The 23,296-nt window shown below is 73.6% G+C and carries 19 protein-coding genes; 14 read left to right on the top strand and 5 right to left on the bottom strand.

Annotation, left to right across the window (positions count from 1 at the left end):
* Positions 1-11 precede the first annotated feature (11 nt).
* Complete coding sequence (gene paaN, locus AB0N63_RS03495) at positions 12-1,706, bottom strand: phenylacetic acid degradation protein PaaN (RefSeq protein WP_365523493.1); 1,695 nt, start codon at positions 1,704-1,706, stop codon at positions 12-14.
* A gap of 192 nt (positions 1,707-1,898) precedes the next feature.
* On the opposite strand from paaN, the gene AB0N63_RS03490 reads away from it, so the two are divergent.
* Positions 1,899-3,413: a 3-hydroxyacyl-CoA dehydrogenase gene (locus AB0N63_RS03490; protein ID WP_365523490.1), complete on the top strand. Its 1,515-nt coding sequence runs from the start codon at positions 1,899-1,901 to the stop codon at positions 3,411-3,413.
* On the top strand, positions 3,410-4,000 hold the full coding sequence (locus AB0N63_RS03485; protein ID WP_365523488.1) for a TetR/AcrR family transcriptional regulator: 591 nt from the start codon (positions 3,410-3,412) through the stop codon (positions 3,998-4,000). Before AB0N63_RS03490 ends, AB0N63_RS03485 begins: the two co-directional genes overlap by 4 nt.
* Before the next feature lie 39 nt (positions 4,001-4,039).
* Here AB0N63_RS03485 and AB0N63_RS03480 read toward each other — a convergent pair whose 3' ends face one another.
* Complete coding sequence (locus AB0N63_RS03480; RefSeq protein WP_365523817.1) at positions 4,040-4,522, bottom strand: Lrp/AsnC family transcriptional regulator; 483 nt, start codon at positions 4,520-4,522, stop codon at positions 4,040-4,042.
* Between the two features lie 191 nt (positions 4,523-4,713).
* On the opposite strand from AB0N63_RS03480, the gene pdhA (AB0N63_RS03475) reads away from it, so the two are divergent.
* The 7 genes from pdhA (AB0N63_RS03475) (at position 4,714) to AB0N63_RS03445 (ending at position 13,051) form a co-directional block, all read left to right on the top strand.
* Positions 4,714-5,853, top strand: a complete 1,140-nt coding sequence (gene pdhA, locus AB0N63_RS03475; protein WP_365523486.1) for a pyruvate dehydrogenase (acetyl-transferring) E1 component subunit alpha — start codon at positions 4,714-4,716, stop codon at positions 5,851-5,853.
* Positions 5,850-6,854: an alpha-ketoacid dehydrogenase subunit beta gene (locus tag AB0N63_RS03470; RefSeq protein ID WP_365523483.1), complete on the top strand. Its 1,005-nt coding sequence runs from the start codon at positions 5,850-5,852 to the stop codon at positions 6,852-6,854. Before pdhA (AB0N63_RS03475) ends, AB0N63_RS03470 begins: the two co-directional genes overlap by 4 nt.
* Positions 6,854-8,326, top strand: coding sequence for a dihydrolipoamide acetyltransferase family protein (locus AB0N63_RS03465; RefSeq protein WP_365523480.1), 1,473 nt, complete (start codon positions 6,854-6,856; stop codon positions 8,324-8,326). Before AB0N63_RS03470 ends, AB0N63_RS03465 begins: the two co-directional genes overlap by 1 nt.
* Positions 8,327-8,441: 115 nt before the next feature.
* Positions 8,442-9,494, top strand: coding sequence for an NTP transferase domain-containing protein (locus tag AB0N63_RS03460; protein WP_365523814.1), 1,053 nt, complete (start codon positions 8,442-8,444; stop codon positions 9,492-9,494).
* On the top strand, positions 9,491-10,939 hold the full coding sequence (locus AB0N63_RS03455) for a molybdopterin molybdotransferase MoeA (protein WP_365523477.1): 1,449 nt from the start codon (positions 9,491-9,493) through the stop codon (positions 10,937-10,939). The genes AB0N63_RS03460 and AB0N63_RS03455 overlap by 4 nt, the downstream gene beginning before the upstream one ends.
* Complete coding sequence (locus tag AB0N63_RS03450) at positions 10,936-12,033, top strand: potassium channel family protein (protein WP_365523475.1); 1,098 nt, start codon at positions 10,936-10,938, stop codon at positions 12,031-12,033. The genes AB0N63_RS03455 and AB0N63_RS03450 overlap by 4 nt, the downstream gene beginning before the upstream one ends.
* Positions 12,034-12,070: 37 nt before the next feature.
* Positions 12,071-13,051 (top strand): NAD(P)H-quinone oxidoreductase, encoded by a 981-nt coding sequence (locus AB0N63_RS03445; protein WP_365523472.1) that lies wholly within the window; start codon positions 12,071-12,073, stop codon positions 13,049-13,051.
* 178 nt (positions 13,052-13,229) lie between these two features.
* Here the strand turns inward: AB0N63_RS03445 and AB0N63_RS03440 are convergent, their stop codons facing one another.
* The gene (locus AB0N63_RS03440; protein ID WP_365523469.1) at positions 13,230-13,568 is read right to left on the bottom strand and encodes a hypothetical protein; all 339 of its coding nucleotides are present in this window, start codon (positions 13,566-13,568) and stop codon (positions 13,230-13,232) included.
* Between the two features lie 566 nt (positions 13,569-14,134).
* On the opposite strand from AB0N63_RS03440, the gene AB0N63_RS03435 reads away from it, so the two are divergent.
* Both AB0N63_RS03435 and AB0N63_RS03430 read left to right on the top strand, forming a co-directional pair.
* The gene (locus tag AB0N63_RS03435) at positions 14,135-14,746 is read left to right on the top strand and encodes a PadR family transcriptional regulator (protein ID WP_365523466.1); all 612 of its coding nucleotides are present in this window, start codon (positions 14,135-14,137) and stop codon (positions 14,744-14,746) included.
* 112 nt (positions 14,747-14,858) lie between these two features.
* The gene (locus AB0N63_RS03430) at positions 14,859-15,398 is read left to right on the top strand and encodes a bacterial proteasome activator family protein (RefSeq protein WP_019981252.1); all 540 of its coding nucleotides are present in this window, start codon (positions 14,859-14,861) and stop codon (positions 15,396-15,398) included.
* A gap of 219 nt (positions 15,399-15,617) precedes the next feature.
* On the opposite strand, the gene AB0N63_RS03425 is transcribed toward AB0N63_RS03430, so the two are convergent.
* Positions 15,618-17,276: a protein kinase gene (locus AB0N63_RS03425; protein WP_365523464.1), complete on the bottom strand. Its 1,659-nt coding sequence runs from the start codon at positions 17,274-17,276 to the stop codon at positions 15,618-15,620.
* Positions 17,277-17,717: 441 nt separating this feature from the next.
* On the opposite strand from AB0N63_RS03425, the gene AB0N63_RS03420 reads away from it, so the two are divergent.
* Positions 17,718-19,415, top strand: coding sequence for a protein kinase (locus AB0N63_RS03420; protein ID WP_365523462.1), 1,698 nt, complete (start codon positions 17,718-17,720; stop codon positions 19,413-19,415).
* Between the two features lie 78 nt (positions 19,416-19,493).
* Here the strand turns inward: AB0N63_RS03420 and AB0N63_RS03415 are convergent, their stop codons facing one another.
* The gene (locus tag AB0N63_RS03415; protein ID WP_365523460.1) at positions 19,494-20,510 is read right to left on the bottom strand and encodes a phosphotransferase; all 1,017 of its coding nucleotides are present in this window, start codon (positions 20,508-20,510) and stop codon (positions 19,494-19,496) included.
* 540 nt (positions 20,511-21,050) lie between these two features.
* Here AB0N63_RS03415 and pdhA (AB0N63_RS03410) point away from each other — a divergent pair.
* Positions 21,051-22,274, top strand: a complete 1,224-nt coding sequence (gene pdhA / locus AB0N63_RS03410; RefSeq protein ID WP_365523457.1) for a pyruvate dehydrogenase (acetyl-transferring) E1 component subunit alpha — start codon at positions 21,051-21,053, stop codon at positions 22,272-22,274.
* A 47-nt stretch (positions 22,275-22,321) separates the two neighbouring features.
* Entirely contained in the window at positions 22,322-23,287 is a 966-nt protein-coding gene (locus tag AB0N63_RS03405) for an alpha-ketoacid dehydrogenase subunit beta (protein WP_365523813.1), read from the top strand.
* The last annotated feature ends 9 nt before the right edge of the window (positions 23,288-23,296 follow it).

The raw sequence follows: 23,296 nt of genomic DNA, 5'->3' as shown, positions 1-23,296 counted from the left end.
CGGTCAGGCGGTCAGGCCTCCCGGCGGACCTCCACCACACGGAACCGGTTCGCCACGAACGCCGCGTCGCACAGGGCCGCGTTGGCCGCCGGGTTGCCGCCCGAGCCGTGGAAGTCGGAGAAGGCGGCCGTCTGGTTGACGTACACCCCGCCGGTGAGGTTCAGCGAGAGCTGGGCGGCCTCCTCCAGGCAGACCTCCTCCACGGCCCGCTCGACCTGCTCGTCCGTCGTGTAGGCGGCCACCGTCATCGCGCCCTTCTCGCGGACGGTGCGACGCAGCAGCTCCACCGCGTCGGCGGCGGAGTCGACCGCGACGGCGAAGGAGACCGGGCCGAAGCACTCGCTCATGTAGGCGGCCTCGGCGTCGGGCTTGGCGCCGTCCAGCTTCACGATGACCGGGGTGCGGACGACCGCGTCGGGGAAGTCCGGGTTGGCGACCTTGCGAGAGGCGAGAGCGACCTCGCCGAGCGCCGCCGCGGCCTCCAGACGGGCCTTGACGTCCGGGTTGACGATCGCGCCGAGCAGGGCGTTCGCCCGCGCGTCGTCGCCGAGCAGTCCGTCGACGGCCTGGGCGAGGTCGGCGGTGACCTCGTCGAAGGACTTGTGGCCCTGGTCGGTGCGGATGCCGTCGCGGGGGATCAGCAGGTTCTGCGGGGTGGTGCACATCTGGCCGCTGTAGAGGGACAGGGAGAAGGCCAGGTTGGCGAGCATGCCCCGGTAGTTCCCGGTCGACTCGACGACGACCGTGTTGACGCCCGCCTTCTCGGTGTAGACCTGCGCCTGGCGGGCGTTGGCCTCCAGCCAGTCGCCGAAGGCGGTCGAGCCGGTGTAGTCGACGATCCGGATCTCGGGACGGGTGGCCAGGGCCTTGGCGATGCCCTCGCCCGGCCGCTCGGCGGCCAGCGCCACCAGGTTCGGGTCGTGACCGGCCTCGGCGAGCACCTCGCGGGCCGCCTGCACGGTGAGGGCGAGCGGCAGCACCGCGCGCGGGTGCGGCTTGACCAGGACGGCGTTGCCGGTGGCCAGGGAGGCGAACAGGCCCGGGTAGCCGTTCCACGTCGGGAAGGTGTTGCAGCCGATGACCAGGGCGATGCCCCGGGGGACGGCGGTGAAGCGCTTGGTGAGGGTGAGCGGGTCGCGCTTGCCCTGCGGCTTGGACCACTCGGCGGTCTCCGGGGTGCGGGTCTGCTCCGCGTACGCGTACGCCACCGCTTCCAGGCCCCGGTCCTGCGCGTGCGGGCCGCCGGCCTGGAACGCCATCATGAAGGCCTGGCCGGAGGTGTGCATGACGGCGTGCGCGAACTCGTGCGTCCGGTCGCTGATCCGCTTGAGGATCTCCAGGCACACCGCGGCGCGCGCCTCTGGGCCCGCGTCCCGCCAGGCCGACTGTCCCGCCTTCATGGCGGGCAGCAGCACGTCGAGGTCGGCGTGCGGATAGGTCACGCCCAGCTCGATGCCGTAGGGCGACACTTCACCGCCGACCCAGTCGTCCGTGCCGGGCTGTGCGAGGTCGAGGCGGGAGCCGAGCAGGGCGTCGAAGGCGGCCTTGCCCGCGGCCGCGTCCAGGCTGCCGTGCTCCCCGTAGGCCTTGGGGTGCTCGGGGTGGGGGGACCAGTACGCGCGGGTGCGGATCGCTTCCAGCGCCTGGTCGAGCGTGGGCCGGTGCCGGGCGATGAGCTCGTGCGCTTTCGGTGCGGCGGTGGCCATGCGGACCAACTCCTTGTCTCGAGAGCTCCTCTTCGAGCTCATGACCTGGCGGAAACATGGGCGGCGACAGCCGGTCAGGGTTAGAGTAACCGAACGATCGGTCGGGACAAGGGGGTCGGCCGCATCTGTGGAAAAGTCGGGCCAGGGGGTCCGCCGCATCTGTGGAAAACCCCGTGCGGGAGGATCGCGCTCATGACAGCACTCGACCTCAGCAGCCCGGTGGCCGTCGTCGGCACCGGCACCATGGGCCAGGGCATAGCCCAGGTCGCGCTGGTCGCGGGCCATCCCGTACGCCTGTACGACGCCGTGCCCGGGCGGGCCGGCCAGGCGGCCGCCGCGATCGGCGCCCGGCTCGACCGGCTCGTCGAGAAGGACCGCCTCACCGCCGCCGGCCGGGACGCGGCCCGCGCCCGGCTCCGGCCCGCCGACAGCCTCGCCGAACTCGCCGACTGCGCCCTGGTCGTCGAGGCCGTCCTGGAGCGGCTGGACGTCAAGCGGGAACTGTTCACGGAGCTGGAGGGCGTCGTCGTCGACGACTGCCTGCTCGCCACCAACACCTCCTCCCTGTCGGTGACCGCCATCGGCGGTGCGCTGCGCAACCCCGGCCGCTTCGTGGGCCTGCACTTCTTCAACCCGGCCCCGCTGCTGCCGCTGGTCGAGGTCGTCTCCGGGTTCGCCACCGACGTCACGTCGGCCACGCGCGCGTACGAGACGGCCCGCGCCTGGGGCAAGACGCCGGTCGCCTGCGCCGACACCCCCGGCTTCATCGTCAACCGCATCGCCCGCCCCTTCTACGCCGAGGCGTTCGCCGTCCTGGAGTCCCAGGCCGCCGATCCGGCCACCATCGACGCGGTCCTGCGCGAGTGCGGCGGGTTCAGGATGGGCGCCTTCGAACTGACCGACCTGATCGGGCAGGACGTCAACGAGTCCGTCACGCACTCCGTGTGGCAGTCCTTCTTCCAGGACGTGCGCTTCACACCCTCGCTCGCCCAGCGGCGGCTGGTGGAGTCCGGCCGGCTCGGCCGCAAGAGCGGCCACGGCTGGTACGACTACGGCGACGGCGCCGAGCGCCCCGAGCCGCACACCGCCGAGAGGGAGCAGCCGCCCGCCTACGTCGTCGTCGAGGGCGACCTCGGCCCGGCGTCCGAGGTGATCGCGCTGATCCGCGAGACGGGCATCACCGTCCGCGAGGAGGACGAGGACCACGGCACGCGGCTGGTGCTGCCGAGCGGCGGCCAGCTGGTCCTCGCCGACGGGCAGACCTCGGTGGAGTTCCGCGACGTCGTCTACTTCGACCTGGCCCTCGACTACCGCCGGGCCACGCGGATCGCCTTGTCCGCCTCCCAGGACACCGCGCCGCAGACGCTGGCCGAGGCCATCGGCCTCTTCCAGGCGCTCGGCAAGGACGTCAGCGTCATCGGCGACGTCCCCGGCATGATCGTCGCCCGCACGGTCGCCCGCATCGTCGACCTGGCGCACGACGCCGTCGCCAAGGGGGTGGCCACCGAGGAGGACATCGACACCGCGATGCGGCTCGGGGTCAACTACCCCCTCGGCCCGTTCGAATGGAGCCGCAGACTCGGCCGTTCCTGGGCCTACGACCTGCTGGACGACCTGCATCTGCGCGACCCCTCGGGGCGCTACGCCCCGTCCCTCGCGCTGTACCGGCACGCGTACGCGGGCGAGAAGCGGGAGGGCGGCTCATGACCACCGCGAGGCGCGACACGTACACCCCGGAGACGCTGCTCTCGGTGGCCGTGCGGGTCTTCAACGAGCGCGGTTACGACGGCACCTCCATGGAGCACCTGTCCAAGGCGGCCGGCATCTCCAAGTCGTCCATCTACCACCACGTCTCGGGCAAGGAGGAGTTGCTGCGCCGCGCGGTCAGCCGTGCGCTGGACGGGCTCTTCGGCATCCTGGACGAGGAGCACGCGCGCGCGGGGACCGCCGCCGCCCGCCTGGAGTACGTCGTGCGGCGCATGGTCGAGGTGCTCATCGCCGAACTGCCCTACGTGACACTGCTGCTGCGGGTGCGCGGCAACACCGCGACGGAGCGGTGGGCGCTGGAGCGGCGCCGCGAGTTCGACCACAAGGTGGCCGAACTGCTGCGGGCGGCGGCCGCCGAGGGCGATGTGCGCGACGACGTGGAGGTGCGGCTGGCGACCCGGCTCGTCTTCGGGATGATCAACTCGATCGTGGAGTGGTACCGGCCCGACGGGCGCGGGTCGAGCGAGCGGGAAGTGCGCGACGCGGTCGTCCGGCTGGTCTTCGGCGGCCTGCGCAGGGAGGCCTGAGACGGACGTCGGCCCAGGGGCGCCTTGAGGGCCCCGGGTTCACCCCTGGGGCTCCAGGTCCTCCTCCTCGAACACCAGCAGCGTGCGCGTGCTGAGCACCTCGGGGATCGCCTGGAGCCGGGTGAGCACCACCTCGCGCAGCGCCCGGTTGTCCGGCGTGTGCACGAGCAGCAGCACGTCGAAGTCGCCGCCCACCAGGGCGATGTGGGAGGCGCCGGGCAGCAGGCGAAGCTGCTCGCGCACCGTGCGCCAGGAGTTCTGCACGATCTTCAGCGTGATGTACGCGGAAGTCCCCTGCCCCGCGCGTTCGTGGTCGACGCGCGCGCCGAAGCCGCGGATGACGCCGTCCTCGATGAGGCGGCTGATCCGGGCGTAGGCGTTGGCGCGCGAGACATGGGTCCGCTCGGCGACCGACCGTATCGAGGCGCGGCCGTCCGCCTGGAGCATCCGCAGGATGTCCTGGTCGATGGCGTCCAGCGGACGCGGCGGCGGCAGGTCGACGCCGTCCGGTCCGTCGGCCATTTGTTCAGGTGCCATGTCCCCCCGCCTCTCCGCCATGGACGTACTGCGTCCATCCCATGCTGTGGAGAACCGTTTGTCCACAGCCTGGGGCCGCCTGTAGCCAAAATGCGTCGGCGACCGAACAATCGGTAGGTGAGGCGGGTCACAGCCGACACGCCTCCCGTAGCCGCTCCCACGAGGAGGTGCCCGTCATGACGGTCATGGAGCAGCGGGGTGCGTACCGGCCATCGCCGCCGCCCGCCTGGCAGCCCCGAACCGACCCCGCGCCGCTGCTGCCCGACGCGGAGCCCTACCGCGTCCTGGGGACGGAGGCGGCCGCGAAGGCCGACCCGGAGCTGCTGCGCCGTCTGTACGGGCAGCTGGTGCTCGGCCGCCGGTACAACACGCAGGCGACCGCCCTCACCAAGCAGGGCCGGCTCGCCGTGTACCCCTCCAGCACCGGCCAGGAGGCCTGTGAGGTCGCCGCCGCGCTCGCCCTGGAGGACCGCGACTGGCTCTTCCCCAGCTACCGCGACACGCTGGCCGCGGTGGCCCGCGGCGTGGACCCCGTCCAGGCCCTCACCCTGCTGCGCGGCGACTGGCACACCGGCTACGACCCCTACGAGCACCGGGTCGCCCCCCTGTCCACCCCGCTCGCCACCCAGTTGCCGCACGCCGTCGGCCTCGCGCACGCCGCCCGCCTCAAGGGCGACGACGTGGTCGCGCTGGCGATGGTCGGCGACGGCGGCACCAGCGAGGGCGACTTCCACGAGGCCCTGAACTTCGCCGCCGTCTGGCAGGCCCCCGTCGTCTTCCTCGTGCAGAACAACGGCTTCGCGATCTCCGTCCCGCTCGCCAAGCAGACCGCCGCGCCCTCCCTGGCCCACAAGGCCGTCGGGTACGGCATGCCGGGCCGCCTGGTCGACGGCAACGACGCCGCCGCCGTCCACGAGGTGCTGACCGATGCCGTACGGCACGCGCGCGCGGGCGGCGGCCCCACCCTGATCGAGGCGGTGACGTACCGCATCGACGCCCACACCAACGCCGACGACGCCACCCGCTACCGGGGCGACGCCGAGGTCGAGACCTGGCGCGCCCACGACCCGGTGCGGCTGCTGGAGCGGGAGCTGACCGGGCGCGGACTGCTCGACGAGGACGCCGTCGCGGCCGTCCGCGAGGATGCCGAGGCGATGGCCGCGCGGCTGCGCGAGCGGATGAACCAGGACCCGGCGCTCGACCCCATGGACCTCTTCGCCCACGTGTACGCCGAGCCCACCGACCAGCTGCGCGAACAGCAGGAGCTGCTGCGGGCCGAGCTGGCGGCCGAGGCCGAGGAGGGCGCGGCCCGATGACCACCGTCGCCCTCAAGCCGGCCACCATGGCCCAGGCCCTCACGCGCGCTCTGCGCGACGCGCTGGCCGCCGACCCGTCCGTGCACGTCATGGGCGAGGACGTCGGCACCCTCGGCGGCGTCTTCCGCGTCACCGACGGCCTCGCCAAGGAGTTCGGCGAGGACCGCTGCACCGACACGCCGCTTGCCGAGGCGGGCATCCTCGGCACCGCCGTCGGCATGGCGATGTACGGTCTGCGCCCGGTGGTCGAGATGCAGTTCGACGCCTTCGCCTATCCGGCGTTCGAACAGCTCGCCAGCCATGTGGCCAAGATGCGCAACCGCACCCGCGGGAAGATGCCCCTGCCGATCACCATCCGCATTCCCTACGGCGGCGGCATCGGCGGCGTCGAGCACCACAGCGACTCCTCCGAGGCGTACTACATGGCGACTCCGGGGCTCCATGTCGTCACGCCCGCCACCGTCGCCGACGCCTACGGACTGCTGCGCGCCGCCATCGCCTCGGACGACCCGGTCGTCTTCCTCGAACCCAAGCGGCTGTACTGGTCGAAGGACTCCTGGAACCCCGACGACCCGCCGGCCGTGGAGCCGATCGGCCGCGCGGTGGTGCGGCGCGCCGGCCGCAGCGCCACTCTGATCACCTACGGCCCGTCCGTGCCCGTCTGCCTCGAAGCCGCCGAGGCGGCCGGGGCCGAGGGCTGGGACCTGGAGGTCGTCGACCTGCGCTCGCTGGTGCCGTTCGACGACGAGACGGTGTGCGCGTCGGTCCGGCGTACCGGGCGCGCCGTCGTCGTGCACGAGTCGAACGGGTTCGGCGGGCCGGGCGGCGAGATCGCCGCGCGGATCACCGAGCGCTGCTTCCACCACCTGGAGGCGCCGGTGCTGCGCGTGGCCGGGTTCGACGTCCCCTACCCGCCGCCGATGCTGGAGCGCCACCACCTGCCCGGCGTCGACCGGATCCTGGACGCCGTGGCGCGTCTGCAGTGGGAGGCCGAGAGCTGATGGCGCAGGTGCTGGAGTTCAAGCTGCCCGACCTCGGGGAGGGGCTCACCGAGGCGGAGATCGTCCGCTGGCTGGTCGAGGTGGGCGACGTCGTCGCCGTCGACCAGCCGGTCGTCGAGGTCGAGACGGCCAAGGCGATGGTCGAGGTGCCCTGCCCCTACGGCGGCGTGGTCACGGCCCGCTTCGGCGAGGAGGGGACCGAACTGCCCGTCGGCGCTCCGCTGCTGACGGTCGCGGTCGGCGAACCGTCCGGACCGCCCGCCGAGGACGGCGCCGACGGCTCCGGCTCCGGGAACGTCCTGGTCGGCTACGGCACGGGGGCGCCTCCGGCCCGGCGGCGCCGGGTACGGCCGCCGACCGCGCCCCTCACGCCCGCCGCCTCTCCCGCTTACGCCGCACCCGGACGGGGTGCGGGCGTTGTGGACGGCACGGGCGGCGTGCCGGGCGCGGACGGTACGGCCCGCGCGGACGGTGTGCGGGCCGGGGGCGGCCCGCGGAGCGCGGACGGTGTCGCCGTCGCGTCCGGCGCGCGTGCCGCGGCGGTGGCCGGGCGGGCGTCCGGCGACGGCCCCGTGCCCGTCATCTCCCCGCTCGTGCGCCGGCTCGCGCGGGACAACGGCGTGGACCTGCGCCGGCTGCCGGGCTCCGGACCCGAGGGGCTGATCCTGCGCGCGGACGTCGAGAACGCCATCGAGCGCGGTGCGACGCGCACCGAGACGGCGTCGGCTCCCGTCCCGTCGTCCCCGTCGGCCGTCCCCGTCGCGTCGTCCGCCCCCGTGACCGACGGCACCCGTGTGCCCCTCAAGGGCGTGCGGGGCGCGGTCGCGGACAAGCTGTCCCGCAGCCGCCGTGAGATCCCCGACGCCACCTGCTGGGTGGACGCCGACGCGACGGAACTGATGCGCGCCCGGGCGGCGATGAACGCGGCCGGCGGTCCGAAGATCTCCCTGCTCGCGCTGCTGGCGCGGATCTGCACGGCCGCGCTCGTCCGCCACCCGGAGCTGAACTCCAGGGTGGACCTGGAGGCCAGGGAGATCGTCCGGCTCGACCACGTGCACCTGGGCTTCGCCGCGCAGACCGAGCGCGGGCTCGTCGTCCCGGTCGTACGGGACGCGCACGCGCGGGACGCCGAGTCGCTGACGGCCGAGTTCGCGCGGCTGACCGAGGCGGCCCGGGCCGGCACGCTCACGCCGGGGGAACTCACCGGCGGCACCTTCACGTTGAACAACTACGGGGTGTTCGGCGTCGACGGCTCCACCCCGATCATCAACCACCCCGAGGCCGCGATGCTCGGCGTCGGCCGTATCGTCCCCAAGCCGTGGGTGCACGAGGGCGAGCTGGCGGTGCGGCAGGTCGTCCAGCTGTCGCTGACCTTCGACCACCGGGTGTGCGACGGCGGCACGGCGGGCGGCTTCCTGCGGTACGTGGCCGACTGCGTCGAGCAGCCGGCGGTGCTGTTGCGCACGGTGTGAGCGCGCGGCCCCGCCCGCATGCCCGGCGCGCGCGGGCGGGTCGCATACTCATGGGGTGACCGCCTACGAGTCTCCCGGCCCCTCCGGCGACCGGCCGCCGGTCTACGACGCCGTCGTGCTCGCCGGAGGCGCGGCCCGGCGGCTGGGTGGGGCGGACAAGCCCGGCGTACGGGTCGGCGGCCGGGCGCTGCTCGACCGCGTGCTCGGCGCGTGCGCCGACGCCCGCACCACCGTCGTCGTGGCCGACCCGAGGCCCACCGCGCGGCCCGTGCGGTGGGCGCGCGAGGAACCGCCCGGCGGCGGTCCGCTCGCCGCGCTGGACGCGGGGCTGCGCCACACCACCGCCGAACACGTCGTCGTCCTCTCCGCCGATCTGCCGTTCCTCGAACCGGCCACCGTCGGCGGGCTGCTGGCCGCCCTGGGCGCGGGCGACGCCGACGGCGCCGTGCTCACCGACGCCGAGGGCCGCGACCAGCCGCTGGTGGCGGCCTACCGCACTGCCGCGCTGCACCGCGTCCTGACCGCGCTCTCCACCACGACGCCCCCCCACGAGACCGCCGCCGCACCCGGTGACCCTGCCGTACCGGGCGTCCGAGGCGCACCCGGCGACTCCGCCGCCTACGGCACCTCCACCGCCTCCGGAGCACCCGGTGCACGCACCCCACCGGACGAGGCGGTCGCCACCGGCGGGACCGCCGCCCGCACCGCCGCCCCCGCCCCGCACCGCAGCTCCCTCGCCGGCCTCCCGCTGCGGCGGCTGACCGCCGCGCTCGATCTCGTCCGCGTCCCCGACCGCATCGCGTCGTTCGACTGCGACACCTGGGACGACATCGCCTCCGCCAGGGCACGCATCAGGGAGCATGGGCACGTGTTGGATGAATGGATTTCCGCAGTCAAGGACGAGCTGGGCATCGACCTCGACGTCGACACCGGCGTACTGCTCGATCTGGCCCGTGACGCCGCCCACGGCGTGGCCCGGCCGGCGGCCCCGCTGACCACGTTCCTCGTCGGGTACGCGGCGGCCCGGGCCGGGGGCGGCCCCGAAGCGGTCGCCGAGGCCGCCCGCAAGGCCGCCGCGCTCGCCCTGCTCTGGGCGGACGAGGAGACCGCGGACGAGCCCGACGTGGCCCCCGACGCGACGCCCGACACCCGGCCGGACGCGGAATGACCACCCGCGGCGTCGGCGCCGGAGGGGACACCGAGGACCTTGACGTCGAGGAGGCCCTGGCCCTGGTGAAGGAGGACAACGGGCATCGCCCCGGCGGCGGCCGCGCACCCGACGACGACCACGGCTACGGCAGGGGCCACGCCCCCGGCGACGGCCCCTGCGAGGGTCACCACGGCGGCCACGGGCCGTCCGGCGCCGGCTTCCCGCTCGCCGAGGACGCCCACCACCGGGCCACCCCCTGGCCCCAGGCCCGCGAGCTCGCCGGCCGCACCGCGCGCGGCGTCCGGGCCGCCGGGGCCGGCACCCGCCGGGCTCCCGTCTCGCTCCCGCTGGAAGCCGCCCTCGGTCTGGTCCTGGCCGAACCCCTCGCCGCCCTCACCGACCTGCCCTCCTTCGACGCCTCGGCGATGGACGGCTGGGCGGTCTCCGGCCCCGGCCCCTGGGACGTGCGTGACGAGGGCGCGCTGGCCGGGCACGCACGGCCCGAGCCGCTCACCGACGGCGAGGCGGTACGGATCGCCACCGGCGCGCGCATCCCGCAGGACACCACCGCCGTACTGCGCAGCGAGCACGGCCGGATCGACGCGCAGGGCCGGCTGCACCCCACCCGGGAGGTCGGCCACGGCCAGGACATCCGCCCGCGCGGTCAGGAGTGCCGGGGCGGCGACCAGTTGCTGCCGGTCGGCACCCTGGTCACCCCGGCGGTGCTGGGTCTCGCCGCCGCTGCCGGGTACGACACGCTCACCACGGTCCCGCGCCCCCGGGTGGACGTCCTGGTGCTCGGCGACGAACTGCTCACCGAGGGGCTCCCGCAGGACGGCCGGATCCGGGACGCGCTCGGCCCGATGCTGCCGCCCTGGCTGCGGGCGCTCGGCGCCGACGTCACCACGGTGCGCCGGATCGGTGACGACGCCAACGCCCTGCACCGGGCCGTCGTCCGCTCCGAGGCCGATCTGATCGTGACCACCGGCGGTACGGCGTCCGGCCCCGTCGACCATGTGCAGCCCGTCCTGCGCCGGATGGGCGCCGAGCTGCTGGTCGAGGGGGTCAAGGTGCGCCCCGGCCACCCCATGCTGCTGGCCCGCCTCCGGCCGGACCAGCACCTCGTCGGCCTGCCCGGCAACCCCCTCGCGGCCGTCTCGGGCCTGCTCACGCTGGCCGAGCCGCTGCTGCGCACCCTGGCAGCGCGCCCGGCCCCGGAACCGTACGCGCTGCCGTTGCAGGGCGCAGTGCACGGGCATCCGTACGACACCCGGCTCGTGCCCGTGGTGCTGCGCGGCGATCACGCGGTCCCGCTGCGCTACAACGGCCCCGCCATGCTGCGCGGTGTCGCGGCGGCCGACGCCCTCGCCGTCGTACCGCCGGGCGGCGCGCGTGCCGGGCAGGAGGCCGAACTGCTCGACCTGCCCTGGGCCGCCGCCGGAATCGGAGTGTGTTTCACGTGAAACTTCCGGGCCAGGACGCGATCGCCCGCCAGGCGGACGAACACCTCGTGACCCATCGGGTGAAACTCCCGAGAAAGCTGGTGGAGCGCCCGATACGCCAGGTCGGCAAGCGGCTGGCCATGGCGCTGCTGGTGCTGGTCGCGACGGTGCTGATCGTCTACGCCGACCACGAGGGCTACCACGACAACGCCGACGGCGCCGTCGACTTCCTCGACGCGGCGTACTACTCGACGGTGACCCTGTCCACCACCGGGTACGGCGACATCACCCCCGTCAGCGACAGCGCGCGGCTCACCAACATCCTCGTCATCACGCCGCTGCGGGTGCTGTTTCTGATCATCCTCGTCGGCACCACCCTGGAAGTCCTCACCGAACGCACCCGTGAGGAATGGCGCCTGAGCCGCTGGAGGTCCACCTTGCGCGATCACACCGTCGTCGTCGGTTTCGGCACGAAGGGGAGGTCGGCGATCCAGACCGTCATCGCGACGGGACTGAAGAAGCAGCAGGTCGTGGTGGTCGACCCCAGCGGCAAGGCGATCGACGCGGCCACGGCGGAGGGCTATGCCGGGGTGGTCGGCGACGCGACCCGCAGCGAGGTGCTGAGACGGGCCGAGGTGCAGCGCGCCCGGCAGATCATCATCGCGACCCAGCGGGACGACACGGCCGTCCTGGTGACGTTGACGGCCCGGCAGCTGAACCGCGGGGCGAAGATCGTCGTGGCGGTACGGGAGGAGGAGAACGCTCCTCTGCTGAAGCAGTCCGGCGCCGACGCGGTGATCACCAGCGCCAGCGCGGCCGGGCGGCTGCTGGGGATGTCCGTGCTCAGCCCGGCGGCCGGCATGGTCATGGAGGACCTGATCCAGCAGGGCAGCGGACTGGACCTGATAGAGCGTCCGGTCATAAAGGCCGAGGTGGGCAAGAGCCCGCGCGAGACCGACGACCTGGTGGTGAGCGTGGTGCGCGGACACCGGGTCCTCGGCTACGACGACCCGGCCGCCGCCACCCTGGAACTGACGGACCGCCTCATCACCATCGTCCGCGCCACGCCGGGCACGAAGGTCACCCCGGACATCCGCCCATTGCCCCAGGACTGACGCCGGATCAGCGGCGCGCAGGAGTAGCGTCGGCCTCATGCATGCGATCACGATTCCCGAACCCGGCGGTCCCGAGGCGTTGGTGTGGGACGAGGTGCCCGATCCCGTGCCCGGCGAGGGCGAGGTGCTGGTCGAGGTGGTGGCCAGCGCCGTCAACCGGGCCGACATCCTGCAACGGCAGGGCAACTACCAGCCGCCGCCCGGCGCCTCCCCGTACCCCGGCCTGGAGTGCTCGGGGCGGATCGCCGCGCTCGGCCCCGGAGTGTCCGGCTGGGCGGTCGGCGACGAGGTGTGCGCGCTGCTGGCGGGCGGCGGCTACGCCGAGAAGGTCGCCGTACCGTCGGGCCAGCTGCTGCCGGTGCCCGAGGGCGTGGACCTGAGGCAGGCGGCGGCGCTGCCCGAGGTGGTGTGCACCGTGTGGTCCAACGTCTTCATGGTCGCCCACCTCCGCCCCGCCGAGACCCTGCTGGTGCACGGCGGCTCCAGCGGCATCGGCACGATGGCGATCCAGCTCGCCAAGGCGGCCGGTGCGCGGGTCGCCGTCACGGCGGGCACCAAGGAGAAGCTCGACTACTGCGCCGAGCTCGGCGCCGACATCCTGATCAACTACCGCGAGCAGGACTTCGTCGAGGAGATCCGGCGGGCCACGGACGGGGCCGGCGCCGACGTCATCCTGGACAACATGGGCGCCAAGTACCTGGACCGCAACGTCCGGGCCCTCGCCGTCAACGGACGGCTGGCGATCATCGGGCTGCAGGGCGGCGCCAAGGGCGAGCTGAACATCGGCGCCCTGCTCGGCAAGCGTGCCGCGATCAGCGCGACCTCGCTGCGGGCCCGCCCGCTCGGCGAGAAGGCGGCCATCGTGGCGGCCGTGCGTGAGCACGTGTGGCCGCTGATCACCGATGGGCGCGTCCGTCCGGTGGTCGACCGGGAGGTGCCGCTGAGCGATGCGGCGACCGCCCAGCGGATCGTGGAGGAGAGCGGCCACATCGGCAAGGTGCTGCTGGTGACGTCCTGACCGGACGCCCCGCACCCGGGGATCGGGCGGAGGCCGGGTGGCCTCCGCCCGGCCGGGAGCCGCGACGCTCCCCGCGCGTCGGAGGCGTCTTGCCCGACACCCCACGGCGGTCCGAGGCCCCCGCCCTGAGGCGGCCCGAACCCTGGCGCGCCGGGCGGGCGGACGGCCGGCCGCGGCCTCAGCTTCTGCGCAGCCGCAGGGCGACGAAGGCCAGCCCCAGACCGAGGCCGATGAGGACCAGGCCGCTGCCGATGGGCAGGAGCTGCAGCGAGTGCCCGTTCGCGGTCTCGGGCCGCGCGTCCGGATCGGGCAGGCGCGGGTCGGGGGTCTCGGACCTCGACGGGGTGGCCGCCGCGGGCGACTGCGGGACGGTGGCCGTCGGCGAGCGGCCCGGACCCCCGGCGACCTCGTCGCGGCCGTGCCCCGGCCCCCTTGGTGCCCCGTCGCCCTCCCCGGCCCTGCCGTGCGGCCGTCCCCGCCGGTGCCGTACCTCCTCCGCCTGGTCGTCGTCCTGCACCGCCTCGGCGACGGGCCGGGCCGGGCGCCGGGGTGCGGAGGCGCGGGGAGAAGACGGTGCGGAGGCCGCGGCGGCCGCCGAAGGGACGGACGAGCGGGGCGGCCGGACGGAGGACCCGCCGGCCGGGTGGGAGGCGGCCGCCGGGGACGCGGGGGGAGTACCGGGCGCCGAGGCCGGGGCCGGCGCGGAGGCGGAGGGCGACGGGGAGGCGCCCACGGGCGCGGAGGCGGACCCGGGCGGCCTCGCCGCGGTCCCGTACGCGGACACCGGTGGCCTCGCGGGCCCGTGCATCGGGCCCACGGCCCCGTACGCGGACGTGACGCCGCCCGGCAGAACGACGGCCCCGATCGCTGTCAGCAGTCCTGTCGCGCGCAGTGCGGCGCGTGGCCGTGCGGTCACTTCGGGACCCCCTCACGGTGGTTCGGCGGGGCGGTGATGCCGTACGGCGGCGGTGCGGCGCAGCGCGGTGCCGTATGCGGCGATGCCGTGGCACCACCCTCACATCACCGAAGGAGTCCGGCATTCCGGGTTCGTCCGCCGGGCCGAATCCACTGCACAATCCGGTTATGTCGACACGTCACGGACTGCTCGCGCTCCTGGAGGCCGGCCCCCGTCCGGGCTGCGCGCTCCGCGCCGAGTTCGAGGCGCGCCTGGGCGCGGCCTGGCCGCTCGGCCCAGGCCGGGTGCGTACCGCGCTCGCCGCGCTGGAGCGGGACGGTCTGGTCGCCCGCCAGGGCGTGGACGCGGCCGCACGGGTGGTCTACGCGCTGACCGAGGCGGGCCGCGCCGAGCTGCGGGACTGGTACGTACGGCCCGCCCGGCGCACCGGGCCGTCCTGCGACGAGCGCCCCGTGAAGCTGGCGCTGGCGGTCACGGCGTCCGGCGTCGACGTGCGCGAGGTCGTCGACGTGCAGCGCCGGCACGTGTCCGAGGCGTTGCAGGACTACGTACGGCAGCGGGCCGAGGTCCTGGCGCGGGGCCCTGGGTGTCCCGAGGAGGTGGCCCGGCTGCTGGTGCTGGAACAGCGGATCTGTCACGCGGAGGCCGACGCGCGCTGGCTGGACCACTGCGCGGCCCGCCTGCTGCGCCTGCACCTCACGGACGGCGAGGAGAGCGCGGGCGGCGGGAGTGCGGCGCACGGCGCGGACGGTGCGGGTGACGCTCGGCCCGACGAGTGAGATCAGGGGCCGTATGCCCTTCGTGCAGGGTGGATCACGCTCCGCGACGGGCATCACGGAAGGGGAGGGGGCACCAAGGAGGTGTGATGCGCGGGTGCGAGAGAATGGCCGCATGGAGATGCCGAGGAACGAACGGTCGCCGGAGAATCCGCAGGTCCTGGTCGTCGGACAGGACGGCTTGGCGCTCGGCGGTGGTGGCGACGACGAGTCCCGTGAGATCCCGGTGACGGAGCAGGTGGAGCAGCCCGCGAAGGTCATGCGGATCGGCAGCATGATCAAGCAGCTCCTGGAGGAGGTGCGCGCCGCGCCTCTGGACGAGGCCAGCCGGGTCCGGCTCAAGGAGATCCACGCCAGCTCCGTGAAGGAGCTGGAGGACGGCCTGGCGCCGGAGCTGGTGGAGGAGCTGGAGCGGCTCTCGCTGCCGTTCACCGACGAGGGCACGCCGTCCGACGCCGAACTGCGGATCGCGCAGGCCCAGTTGGTGGGCTGGCTGGAGGGGCTGTTCCACGGGATCCAGACGACCCTGTTCGCCCAGCAGATGGCCGCCCGCGCCCAGTTGGAGCAGATGCGCCGCGCCCTTCCGCCGGGCGTCGGCCACGACGGCGTCGACGACCCCCGTACGGGTGGCCGTTCGGGCGGGCCGTACCTCTAGGGCGTGTTTCACAGGTCCCGCCTGCCCCGCGCCGCCCGGCACGCGCGCTCGCCGCGTTGGCGGGATCGTCCCCGTACGCCCGGTACGAGGACGACCCTCCGCCTTGCGATCACACGCACCGGTCGCCGCGCCCGCCCTTCGGGCGGACAGCGCCACTTTCGGAACACGCCGTAGGAGCCCCCGGGGGGCCGCCGCGTCCGTGGCGGCCCCCCGCACCGGTCACTGCGCGGGATTGCCGGTCGAGACGTTCAGCTGGATGGTCGGCATGTTGTCCGGGTCGAGGTCCGTGTCCGCGGCCGGGAACTGGTTGAGGACGGTGCCCTCGCCCCAGGTGTTGTCGTCCACGTCCGTGATCTTCATCTTCCAGCCCGCGGCCTGGAAGCACGCCTTCACGGACTGGATGTACTTGTACTGGAAGTCCGGCAGCCTGATCTTGTCGGGGTCGTTGTAGGACTCCTGCGGCTCGCTGCACTTGTCCGCGTCGATCGTCTTCGACGTGTCCGGCCCGCGGTGCCCCGGCACGCTGCGGGACGCCGTAGTGGTGGGGGAGGTGCTCCCGCCGCCGCCCCGGGCGTCGTCGTCGCTGCCGTTGTTGACCAGCAGCGCGGCGATCAGGCCGCCGACCGCCACGACCGCGACGACGATCGAGCCGACGACGACCGGCTTGTTGCCCCCGCGGCGCGCCGGGCTCGGGGTCCCGGGGTTCTGCGGGGAGGCGGTGTACGGCGGCGGCGTGGCGCTCTGCTGCGGCCCGTACCCGGCCGGGCCGGGGGTGGCGTAGCCGCCCTGCTGCGGATAGCCGTACGCGGGCTGGGGCACGGCCGGCGGCGGGGTGCCGTACGGGTTCGGGGTGGGCGTCGGCGCCGGGTTCGGCTGGTACGGCGTCTGGACGTTGCCCACGGGCGCCGGCGGGGTGTCGACCGGCGGGAAGACGGCGGAGCCGACGCCGGCGCCGCTGGAGGTCTGCACGCCCGGGACGATGCTCGGCGGGGCGGCCTGGAAGGACGTGGCCACGCGCAGGCACTCGTCGCGCATCGACTCGGCGTTCGGGAAGCGCTCGTTGGGGTTCTTCTTCAGCGCGCGGGCGACCAGCGCGTCCACCGCGGGCGGCAGCGAGCGGTTGATCGTGGAGGGCGCGGCGGGTGCCTCCTGCACGTGCGCGTACGCGATCGCCAGCGGTGAGTCGGCGTCGAACGGGAGCCGCCCGGTGACCAGTTGGAAGAGCATGATGCCGACCGAGTAGAGGTCGGAGCGGGCGTCCACGCCGCGGCCGAGCGCCTGTTCGGGCGACAGGTACTGCGGGGTGCCGACGACCATGCCGGTCTGCGTCATGGAGGTGACGCCCGACTGCATGGCGCGGGCGATGCCGAAGTCCATCACCTTGACGACGCCGCGCTTGGTCATCATCACGTTGCCCGGCTTGATGTCGCGGTGGACCAGGCCCATCTCGTGGCTGATCTCCAGCGCGGCGAGCACGTCCGCGGTGACCTTCAGGGCCTTGTCGACGGGCATCGCGCCGTACTGCCGCACGTCCTGGTCGAGCACCGAGCCCAGCGGCCGGCCCTCGATGTACTCCATGACGATGTACGGCGTGGCCATGCCGTCCAGTTCGTCCTCGCCGGTGTCGAACACCGAGACGATGTTGGTGTGCGTGAGCTTCGCCACTGCCTGCGCCTCGCGGCGGAACCGCTCGCGGAACGCCGGCTCGCGACCCAGCTCGGTGTGGAGCGTCTTGATCGCGACCTGACGGTCGAGCACGGCGTCGTAGGCGAGGTGCACGGAGGCCATGCCGCCCTCGCCGAGCAAGTCGCGCAGCTGGTAGCGGCCGCCGGCCAGCGCCCGCCCCGTGAACCGGCCCTGTGCGCCGTCCTGGCTCATCTTCTGCGTCCCCCATTGGCGCGCGGGCCCGGCGGCTGCCGCGCCCGCGCGATCGGCTGTCCGTCGGCCGGTCCGGGGACCCGCCGCCCGGCGATCGCGCGGCCGGATGCGCCGACCGGACCGTGCGACCGGAAAGCGTGACCGGATCCCGATGATCGAATGTGTTATTCCCGGCCAAGTCTGCCCCAGGGCACTGACACGTCAAGCTCGGTGCCCGTTCCGTGACCGTACGCGAAAGAAGCGTCGCGGAAGCGTTACAGCGGACGTACGGCCGGTGCACGGGATTTGCACGACCATGGCCGCACGGGGTTTGATGACCGGTCCGTCCCGGACCGGTCCCCGCGGCGAACCTGGACCGGCGGCTTGCGCCGAGCCTGTAGCGTGGCCGACGGAGACCGTGACAACACCGCGCACCGCGGGCAGAAACGACGGCGAGGACTGATGGCACAGACGCAGCGCGCCCAGGGCCCGTCCGACCCCGAGGGTGGCGGCGGCGGCATGTCGGACGCGCCGGAGATGTGGGGCAACGGCGGACTGGTCGGCGACGGCCGGTACCGGCTGACGCACCGGCTCGGTCGGGGCGGCATGGCCGAGGTGTTCGCGGCCGAGGACGTCCGCCTCGGACGCACCGTCGCCGTGAAGCTGCTGCGCGCCGACCTCGCCGAGGACCCCGTCTCCAAGGCCCGCTTCACACGTGAGGCCCAGTCGGTGGCGGGACTCAACCACCACGCGATCGTCGCCGTGTACGACTCCGGCGAGGACGTCGTCGCCGGCCAGTCCGTGCCCTACATCGTGATGGAGCTGGTCGAGGGCCGCACCATCCGCGACCTGCTGCTCAACGCCGAGGCGCCGGGCCCCGAGCAGGCGCTGATCATCGTCTCCGGGGTCCTGGAGGCCCTCGCCTACTCGCACCAGCACGGCATCGTGCACCGCGACATCAAGCCGGCCAACGTCATCATCACCGACAGCGGCGCGGTCAAGGTGATGGACTTCGGCATCGCCCGCGCCCTGCACGGCGCGTCCACGACGATGACGCAGACCGGCATGGTCATGGGCACCCCGCAGTACCTCTCCCCGGAGCAGGCGCTCGGCAAGGCCGTCGACCACCGCTCCGACCTGTACGCCACGGGCTGCCTGCTGTACGAACTGCTCGCGCTTCGGCCCCCGTTCACCGGTGAGACGCCGCTGTCGGTGGTCTACCAGCACGTCCAGGACATTCCGGTGCCGCCGTCGGTCACCTCGGAGGGCGGCTGCCCGCCCGAGTTGGACGGCCTGGTGATGCGGTCGCTGGCCAAGGAGCCCGACGACCGGTTCCAGACGGCCGAGGAGATGCGCGGACTGGTCCAGTACGCGCTGCAGATGCTCTACGACCAGGGCGGCCACACCGGCACCTGGAACACCGGCCCGGTGGCGGTCCACGAGGGCCGGCACACCCCCGCGGGAGGCTTCGCCGGGACGACGGCGATGGCGCACCCGGGCGTCCCCGGCTCCGGCACCACGCAGATCCCGCAGCCGATCCTGCCCGCCGGGTACGGCAGCGGCGACGACGGCGGTTTCGAGGGCGACGGCAACCGGGGCGGCGGGCGCGGCAAGCTGTGGATCCTGGCCGTGCTGGCGGTGATCGCCGTCGCGGCGGGCGTCGCGCTGGCCCTGAACCACGACAACGGCGGTGGCGGCGGCAAGGACCCGGGCACCAGCAAGTCGCCGTCCGTCTCGCGCTCCGCCGACGACCAGCAGTCGAGTCCGTCGGCGAGCGACGACTCGTCGGGCCGCCCGTCGGACACGTCGACGGACCGGGACACCGGCTCGAACGGCGGTTCGGGCTGGGGCGACTACACGCCGTCGCACAAGCCGTCGATGACGCCGTCGAACAAGCCGTCGGACGAGCCGAGTTCCCACCAGTCGACGGGCTCGTCGAGCCAGTCGCCCCCGCAGAACACGAACGGCGGCGGTGACAACGGCGGCAACACGGGCACCAGCGCGGGCAACGAGGGCGGCAGCACGGGCACCAGCGCGGGCAACGAGGGCGGCAGCACGGGCTCCAGCGCGGGCAACGACGGCGGTGCGGACACGGCCGGCGCCGGCGACACCGCGGGTACCGCCGCCGGGGCGGCGAACGCCGGCGTCACCGGCGGCTGACCCACCCTTCACGCGCGCGTGGACCCCTGGCGGGCCTCCACGTGCGCGTTTCCGTGTCCGGCGTCCCCGCCGGGCGGCTCACTCCGCGAACGCCCCGCACACCGCGTCGTACTCCCGCGTCCACCACACCACCAGCGCCGAGGCGGCCGGGAACTGCGGGTCGGCGCGGGTGTCGCCGCGCTCGTAGTGCCAGCGCAGCATCCAGAAGTCGTTCAGGCGCTCCCACCACACCCGGTGCACGGCCGCCGCGAGCTCCTCGGCCGTGGCCCCGGCCGAGCGCCGGTACGCGCGCGCGTACGCCCTGATCTTGGGCAGGTCCAGGGTGCCGGCCGGCCGGACGAAGAAGATCGCGGCGGCCCGTACCGCCTCCTCCGCGCGCGGCTGCACGCCGAGCCGGTCCCAGTCGACGATCGCCGCCGGGGCGTCGCCCTTGTAGAGGAGGTTGAACGGGTGGAAGTCGCCGTGCACCCAGCCGGTCGGGCCGCCGCGCGGGGGACGCCGGTCGGCATGCTGTTCGAGCAGCGCGCGGCGTTCCAGGAGGCGGTGGCGGGCCAGCTCGTCGAAGGCGTCCGGGGGGCGGTGGCGGTGGACGTGGCCGAGCAGGTCGTCGATCAGGGTGAGGGTGTCGGCGGGGTCGGCGCTCTCCACGGGGTGCGGACCGGCGGCGGGCCGGGTGTGCCGCTTGGGCGGCATCACGCGCTCCAGACAGGCGTGCACGGCCCCCAGGAGCGCGCCGAGCCGGGTGCACTGGCCGGCGGTGAGCTGGCCGCCGTGCCGGTGCCGGCCGTCGATCCAGGGGTGCAGGGCGTAGGCGTGGCCGCCGACGACGGCGACCGTGCGTCCGTCGCGGCCGGCCAGCGGGGGCGCCACCGGGACGCCGAGATCGGCCAGCCGCTGGGTGGCGCGGTGCTGGCGGGCGATCGCGACGGGGTCGGCGGTGTCCGGGTCGAAGTGGTGCTTGAGGAAGTACCGGCCGCGCGTCGTGCACAGCCGGTAGCCGCGGTTCAGCAGGCCCTGGTCGACCGGTTCGCAGGCGAGGGCGGAGCCGGCCCCGTACTGGCGCAGTAAGGCGTTCAGAGGGGGCGCGTGGGGCACAGGGGGTGGTACACATGAGCGCGGCACGCGCCAGATGTTAGGGCACCGGACGAGGCCGTGAGCTGGGCGTTGTCACAGGCTGTCGTCCGCAGTCGCAATCGGTCACTTGGCGTCACCGCGGTGATCCGTTCCCGTCCGCGCCCCGGTCCGCGCCCCCCGTTCGGATACCGGTCGCCGCTCTCCGCCGACCGGGGCCGTTCCGGCCCCCCGCCAACCCTTCCCGACCCGGGGGTGACCGGGATAACGTGCCGGTGTTCCGGCCTCCTGCAAGGCTGTGACCAGCGGTTGCCCCGAAAGCCCGGCGAGATACTCGGACGTCCAAGTGAAAGTACTTGGAAATCCAAGGAAACACGCAGGTCAGATGGGGTTTCACAGAAATGTGGAGCACTGGGTAACGTGGCTGTTGCAGGGCGCTCGCCGGGGCACCTGTCACGCCTGTTCCCGGCCGAGTGGCACCCACCCCGTGCCCCGTGGTCCAGAACAGGTGAGCCGCACTGGCCTACCGGCAACCCCGGGGGCCGGACCGACGGAGGAGCACACGTGACCGTGGAGAGCACTGCCGCGCGCACATCGCGACGCAGCGCCGGGAGCAAGGCCGGTACGTCCGGCACGAAGGCAGCCGGCACCACCGGTAGCAAGCGCACCACCCGCACGACCGCCAAGAAGGCCGCCGCCGACGGCGCCGACCCCCAGCTCGTGCAGCTGCTGACCCCCGAGGGGAAGCGCGTCAAGAACGCCGAGTACGACAAGTACGTCGCCGGCATCACCCCGGAAGACCTGCGCGGCCTGTACCGCGACATGGTGCTCACCCGCCGCTTCGACGCCGAGGCCACCGCCCTCCAGCGCCAGGGCGAGCTGGGACTGTGGGCCTCGCTGCTCGGCCAGGAGGCCGCGCAGATCGGCTCCGGCCGGGCCACCCGCGAGGACGACTACGTCTTCCCGACCTACCGCGAGCACGGCGTCGCCTGGTGCCGCGGGGTCGACCCGACCAACCTGCTGGGCATGTTCCGCGGCGTGAACAACGGCGGCTGGGACCCCAACAGCAACAACTTCCACCTCTACACCATCGTCATCGGCTCCCAGACGCTGCACGCCACCGGCTACGCGATGGGCATCGCCAAGGACGGCGCCGACTCCGCGGTCATCGCCTACTTCGGCGACGGCGCCTCCAGCCAGGGCGACGTGGCGGAGTCCTTCACCTTCTCCGCGGTCTACAACGCGCCCGTGGTGTTCTTCTGCCAGAACAACCAGTGGGCGATCTCCGAGCCGACCGAGCGGCAGACCCGGGTGCCGCTGTACCAGCGCGCGCAGGGCTTCGGCTTCCCCGGCGTCCGCGTCGACGGCAACGACGTGCTGGCCTGCCTCGCGGTCACCAAGTGGGCGCTGGAGCGCGCCCGCGCCGGTGAGGGCCCCACCCTGGTCGAGGCGTACACCTACCGCATGGGCGCGCACACCACCTCCGACGACCCCACCCGCTACCGGGGCGACGAGGAGCGGCTCGCCTGGGAGGCGAAGGACCCGATCCTGCGCCTTCGCCGCCACCTGGAGGCCGCAAACCACGCGGACGAGGGATTCTTCGCGGAACTCGAGACCGAGAGCGAGGCGTTGGGCAGACGAGTGCGCGAAGCGGTCCGTGCCATGCCCGACCCGGACCACTTCGCCATCTTCGAGAACGCGTACGCGGACGGGCACGCGCTCGTCGACGAGGAGCGCGCCCAGTTCGCCGCCTACCAGGCGTCGTTCACGGACGCTGAGGGGGTCTGAGGATGGCTGCGGAGGCTGTGACGGTGAAGGCTGTGTCGATGAAGAGCATGGCCCTGGCCAAGGCGATCAACGAGTCGCTGCGCCGCGCCCTGGAGAACGACCCGAAGGTCCTCGTCATGGGCGAGGACGTCGGCAAGCTCGGCGGTGTGTTCCGGGTGACGGACGGGCTGCAGAAGGACTTCGGCGAGAGCCGGGTCATCGACACCCCGCTCGCCGAGTCCGGCATCGTGGGCACGGCGATCGGCCTCGCGCTGCGCGGCTACCGTCCGGTGGTCGAGATCCAGTTCGACGGCTTCGTCTTCCCGGCGTACGACCAGATCGTCACGCAGCTGGCGAAGATGCACGCCCGCTCGCTGGGCAAGGTCAAGATGCCCGTCGTGATCCGCATCCCCTACGGCGGCGGCATCGGCGCGGTCGAGCACCACTCCGAGTCCCCGGAGGCGCTTTTCGCGCACGTGGCGGGCCTGAAGGTGGTCAGCCCGTCCAACGCCTCGGACGCCTACTGGATGATGCAGCAGGCCATCCAGAGCGACGACCCGGTGATCTACTTCGAGCCCAAGCGGCGCTACTGGGACAAGGCCGAGGTCGACACCGAGGCCATCCCCGCCCCGCTGCACAAGGCGCAGGTCGTCCGCGAGGGCACCGACCTGACCCTGGCGGCCTACGGCCCGATGGTGAAGCTGTGCCAGGAGGCCGCCGCGGCCGCCGCCGAGGAGGGCAAGTCCCTGGAGGTCCTGGACCTGCGCTCGGTCTCCCCGCTGGACTTCGACGCGATCCAGGCGTCGGTGGAGAAGACCCGCCGCCTGGTGGTGGTGCACGAGGCGCCGGTGTTCTTCGGCTCCGGCGCCGAGATCGCCGCCCGGATCACCGAGCGCTGCTTCTACCACCTGGAGGCCCCGGTCCTCAGGGTCGGCGGCTACCACGCGCCGTATCCGCCGGCGCGCCTGGAGGAGAGCTACCTGCCGGACCTGGACCGCGTGCTCGACGCCGTCGACCGCTCGCTGGCGTACTGAGGGAGAGGG

Origin of the sequence: Streptomyces sp. NPDC093260, assembly GCF_040683715.1 — a bacterium.
Classification (GTDB): domain Bacteria; phylum Actinomycetota; class Actinomycetes; order Streptomycetales; family Streptomycetaceae; genus Streptomyces; species Streptomyces sennicomposti.
The sequence above is the reverse complement of the archived record's forward strand: the minus strand, read 5'-3'. Positions and strand labels throughout refer to the sequence as shown.

Bases quoted from the DNA above. Each gene is read 5' to 3' on its own strand.
- paaN (WP_365523493.1), bottom strand. From the start codon at position 1,706: ATGGCCACCGCCGCACCGAAAGCGCACGAGCTCATCGCCCGGCACCGG.
- AB0N63_RS03435 (WP_365523466.1), top strand. From the start codon at position 14,135: ATGTCGACACGTCACGGACTGCTCGCGCTCCTGGAGGCCGGCCCCCGT.
- AB0N63_RS03425 (WP_365523464.1), bottom strand. From the start codon at position 17,276: ATGAGCCAGGACGGCGCACAGGGCCGGTTCACGGGGCGGGCGCTGGCC.
- AB0N63_RS03455 (WP_365523477.1), top strand. From the start codon at position 9,491: ATGACCACCCGCGGCGTCGGCGCCGGAGGGGACACCGAGGACCTTGAC.
- AB0N63_RS03490 (WP_365523490.1), top strand. From the start codon at position 1,899: ATGACAGCACTCGACCTCAGCAGCCCGGTGGCCGTCGTCGGCACCGGC.
- pdhA (WP_365523486.1), top strand. From the start codon at position 4,714: ATGACGGTCATGGAGCAGCGGGGTGCGTACCGGCCATCGCCGCCGCCC.
- AB0N63_RS03430 (WP_019981252.1), top strand. From the start codon at position 14,859: ATGGAGATGCCGAGGAACGAACGGTCGCCGGAGAATCCGCAGGTCCTG.
- AB0N63_RS03465 (WP_365523480.1), top strand. From the start codon at position 6,854: ATGGCGCAGGTGCTGGAGTTCAAGCTGCCCGACCTCGGGGAGGGGCTC.
- AB0N63_RS03420 (WP_365523462.1), top strand. From the start codon at position 17,718: ATGGCACAGACGCAGCGCGCCCAGGGCCCGTCCGACCCCGAGGGTGGC.
- AB0N63_RS03405 (WP_365523813.1), top strand. From the start codon at position 22,322: ATGGCCCTGGCCAAGGCGATCAACGAGTCGCTGCGCCGCGCCCTGGAG.
- AB0N63_RS03470 (WP_365523483.1), top strand. From the start codon at position 5,850: ATGACCACCGTCGCCCTCAAGCCGGCCACCATGGCCCAGGCCCTCACG.
- AB0N63_RS03445 (WP_365523472.1), top strand. From the start codon at position 12,071: ATGCATGCGATCACGATTCCCGAACCCGGCGGTCCCGAGGCGTTGGTG.
- AB0N63_RS03480 (WP_365523817.1), bottom strand. From the start codon at position 4,522: ATGGCCGACGGACCGGACGGCGTCGACCTGCCGCCGCCGCGTCCGCTG.
- AB0N63_RS03485 (WP_365523488.1), top strand. From the start codon at position 3,410: ATGACCACCGCGAGGCGCGACACGTACACCCCGGAGACGCTGCTCTCG.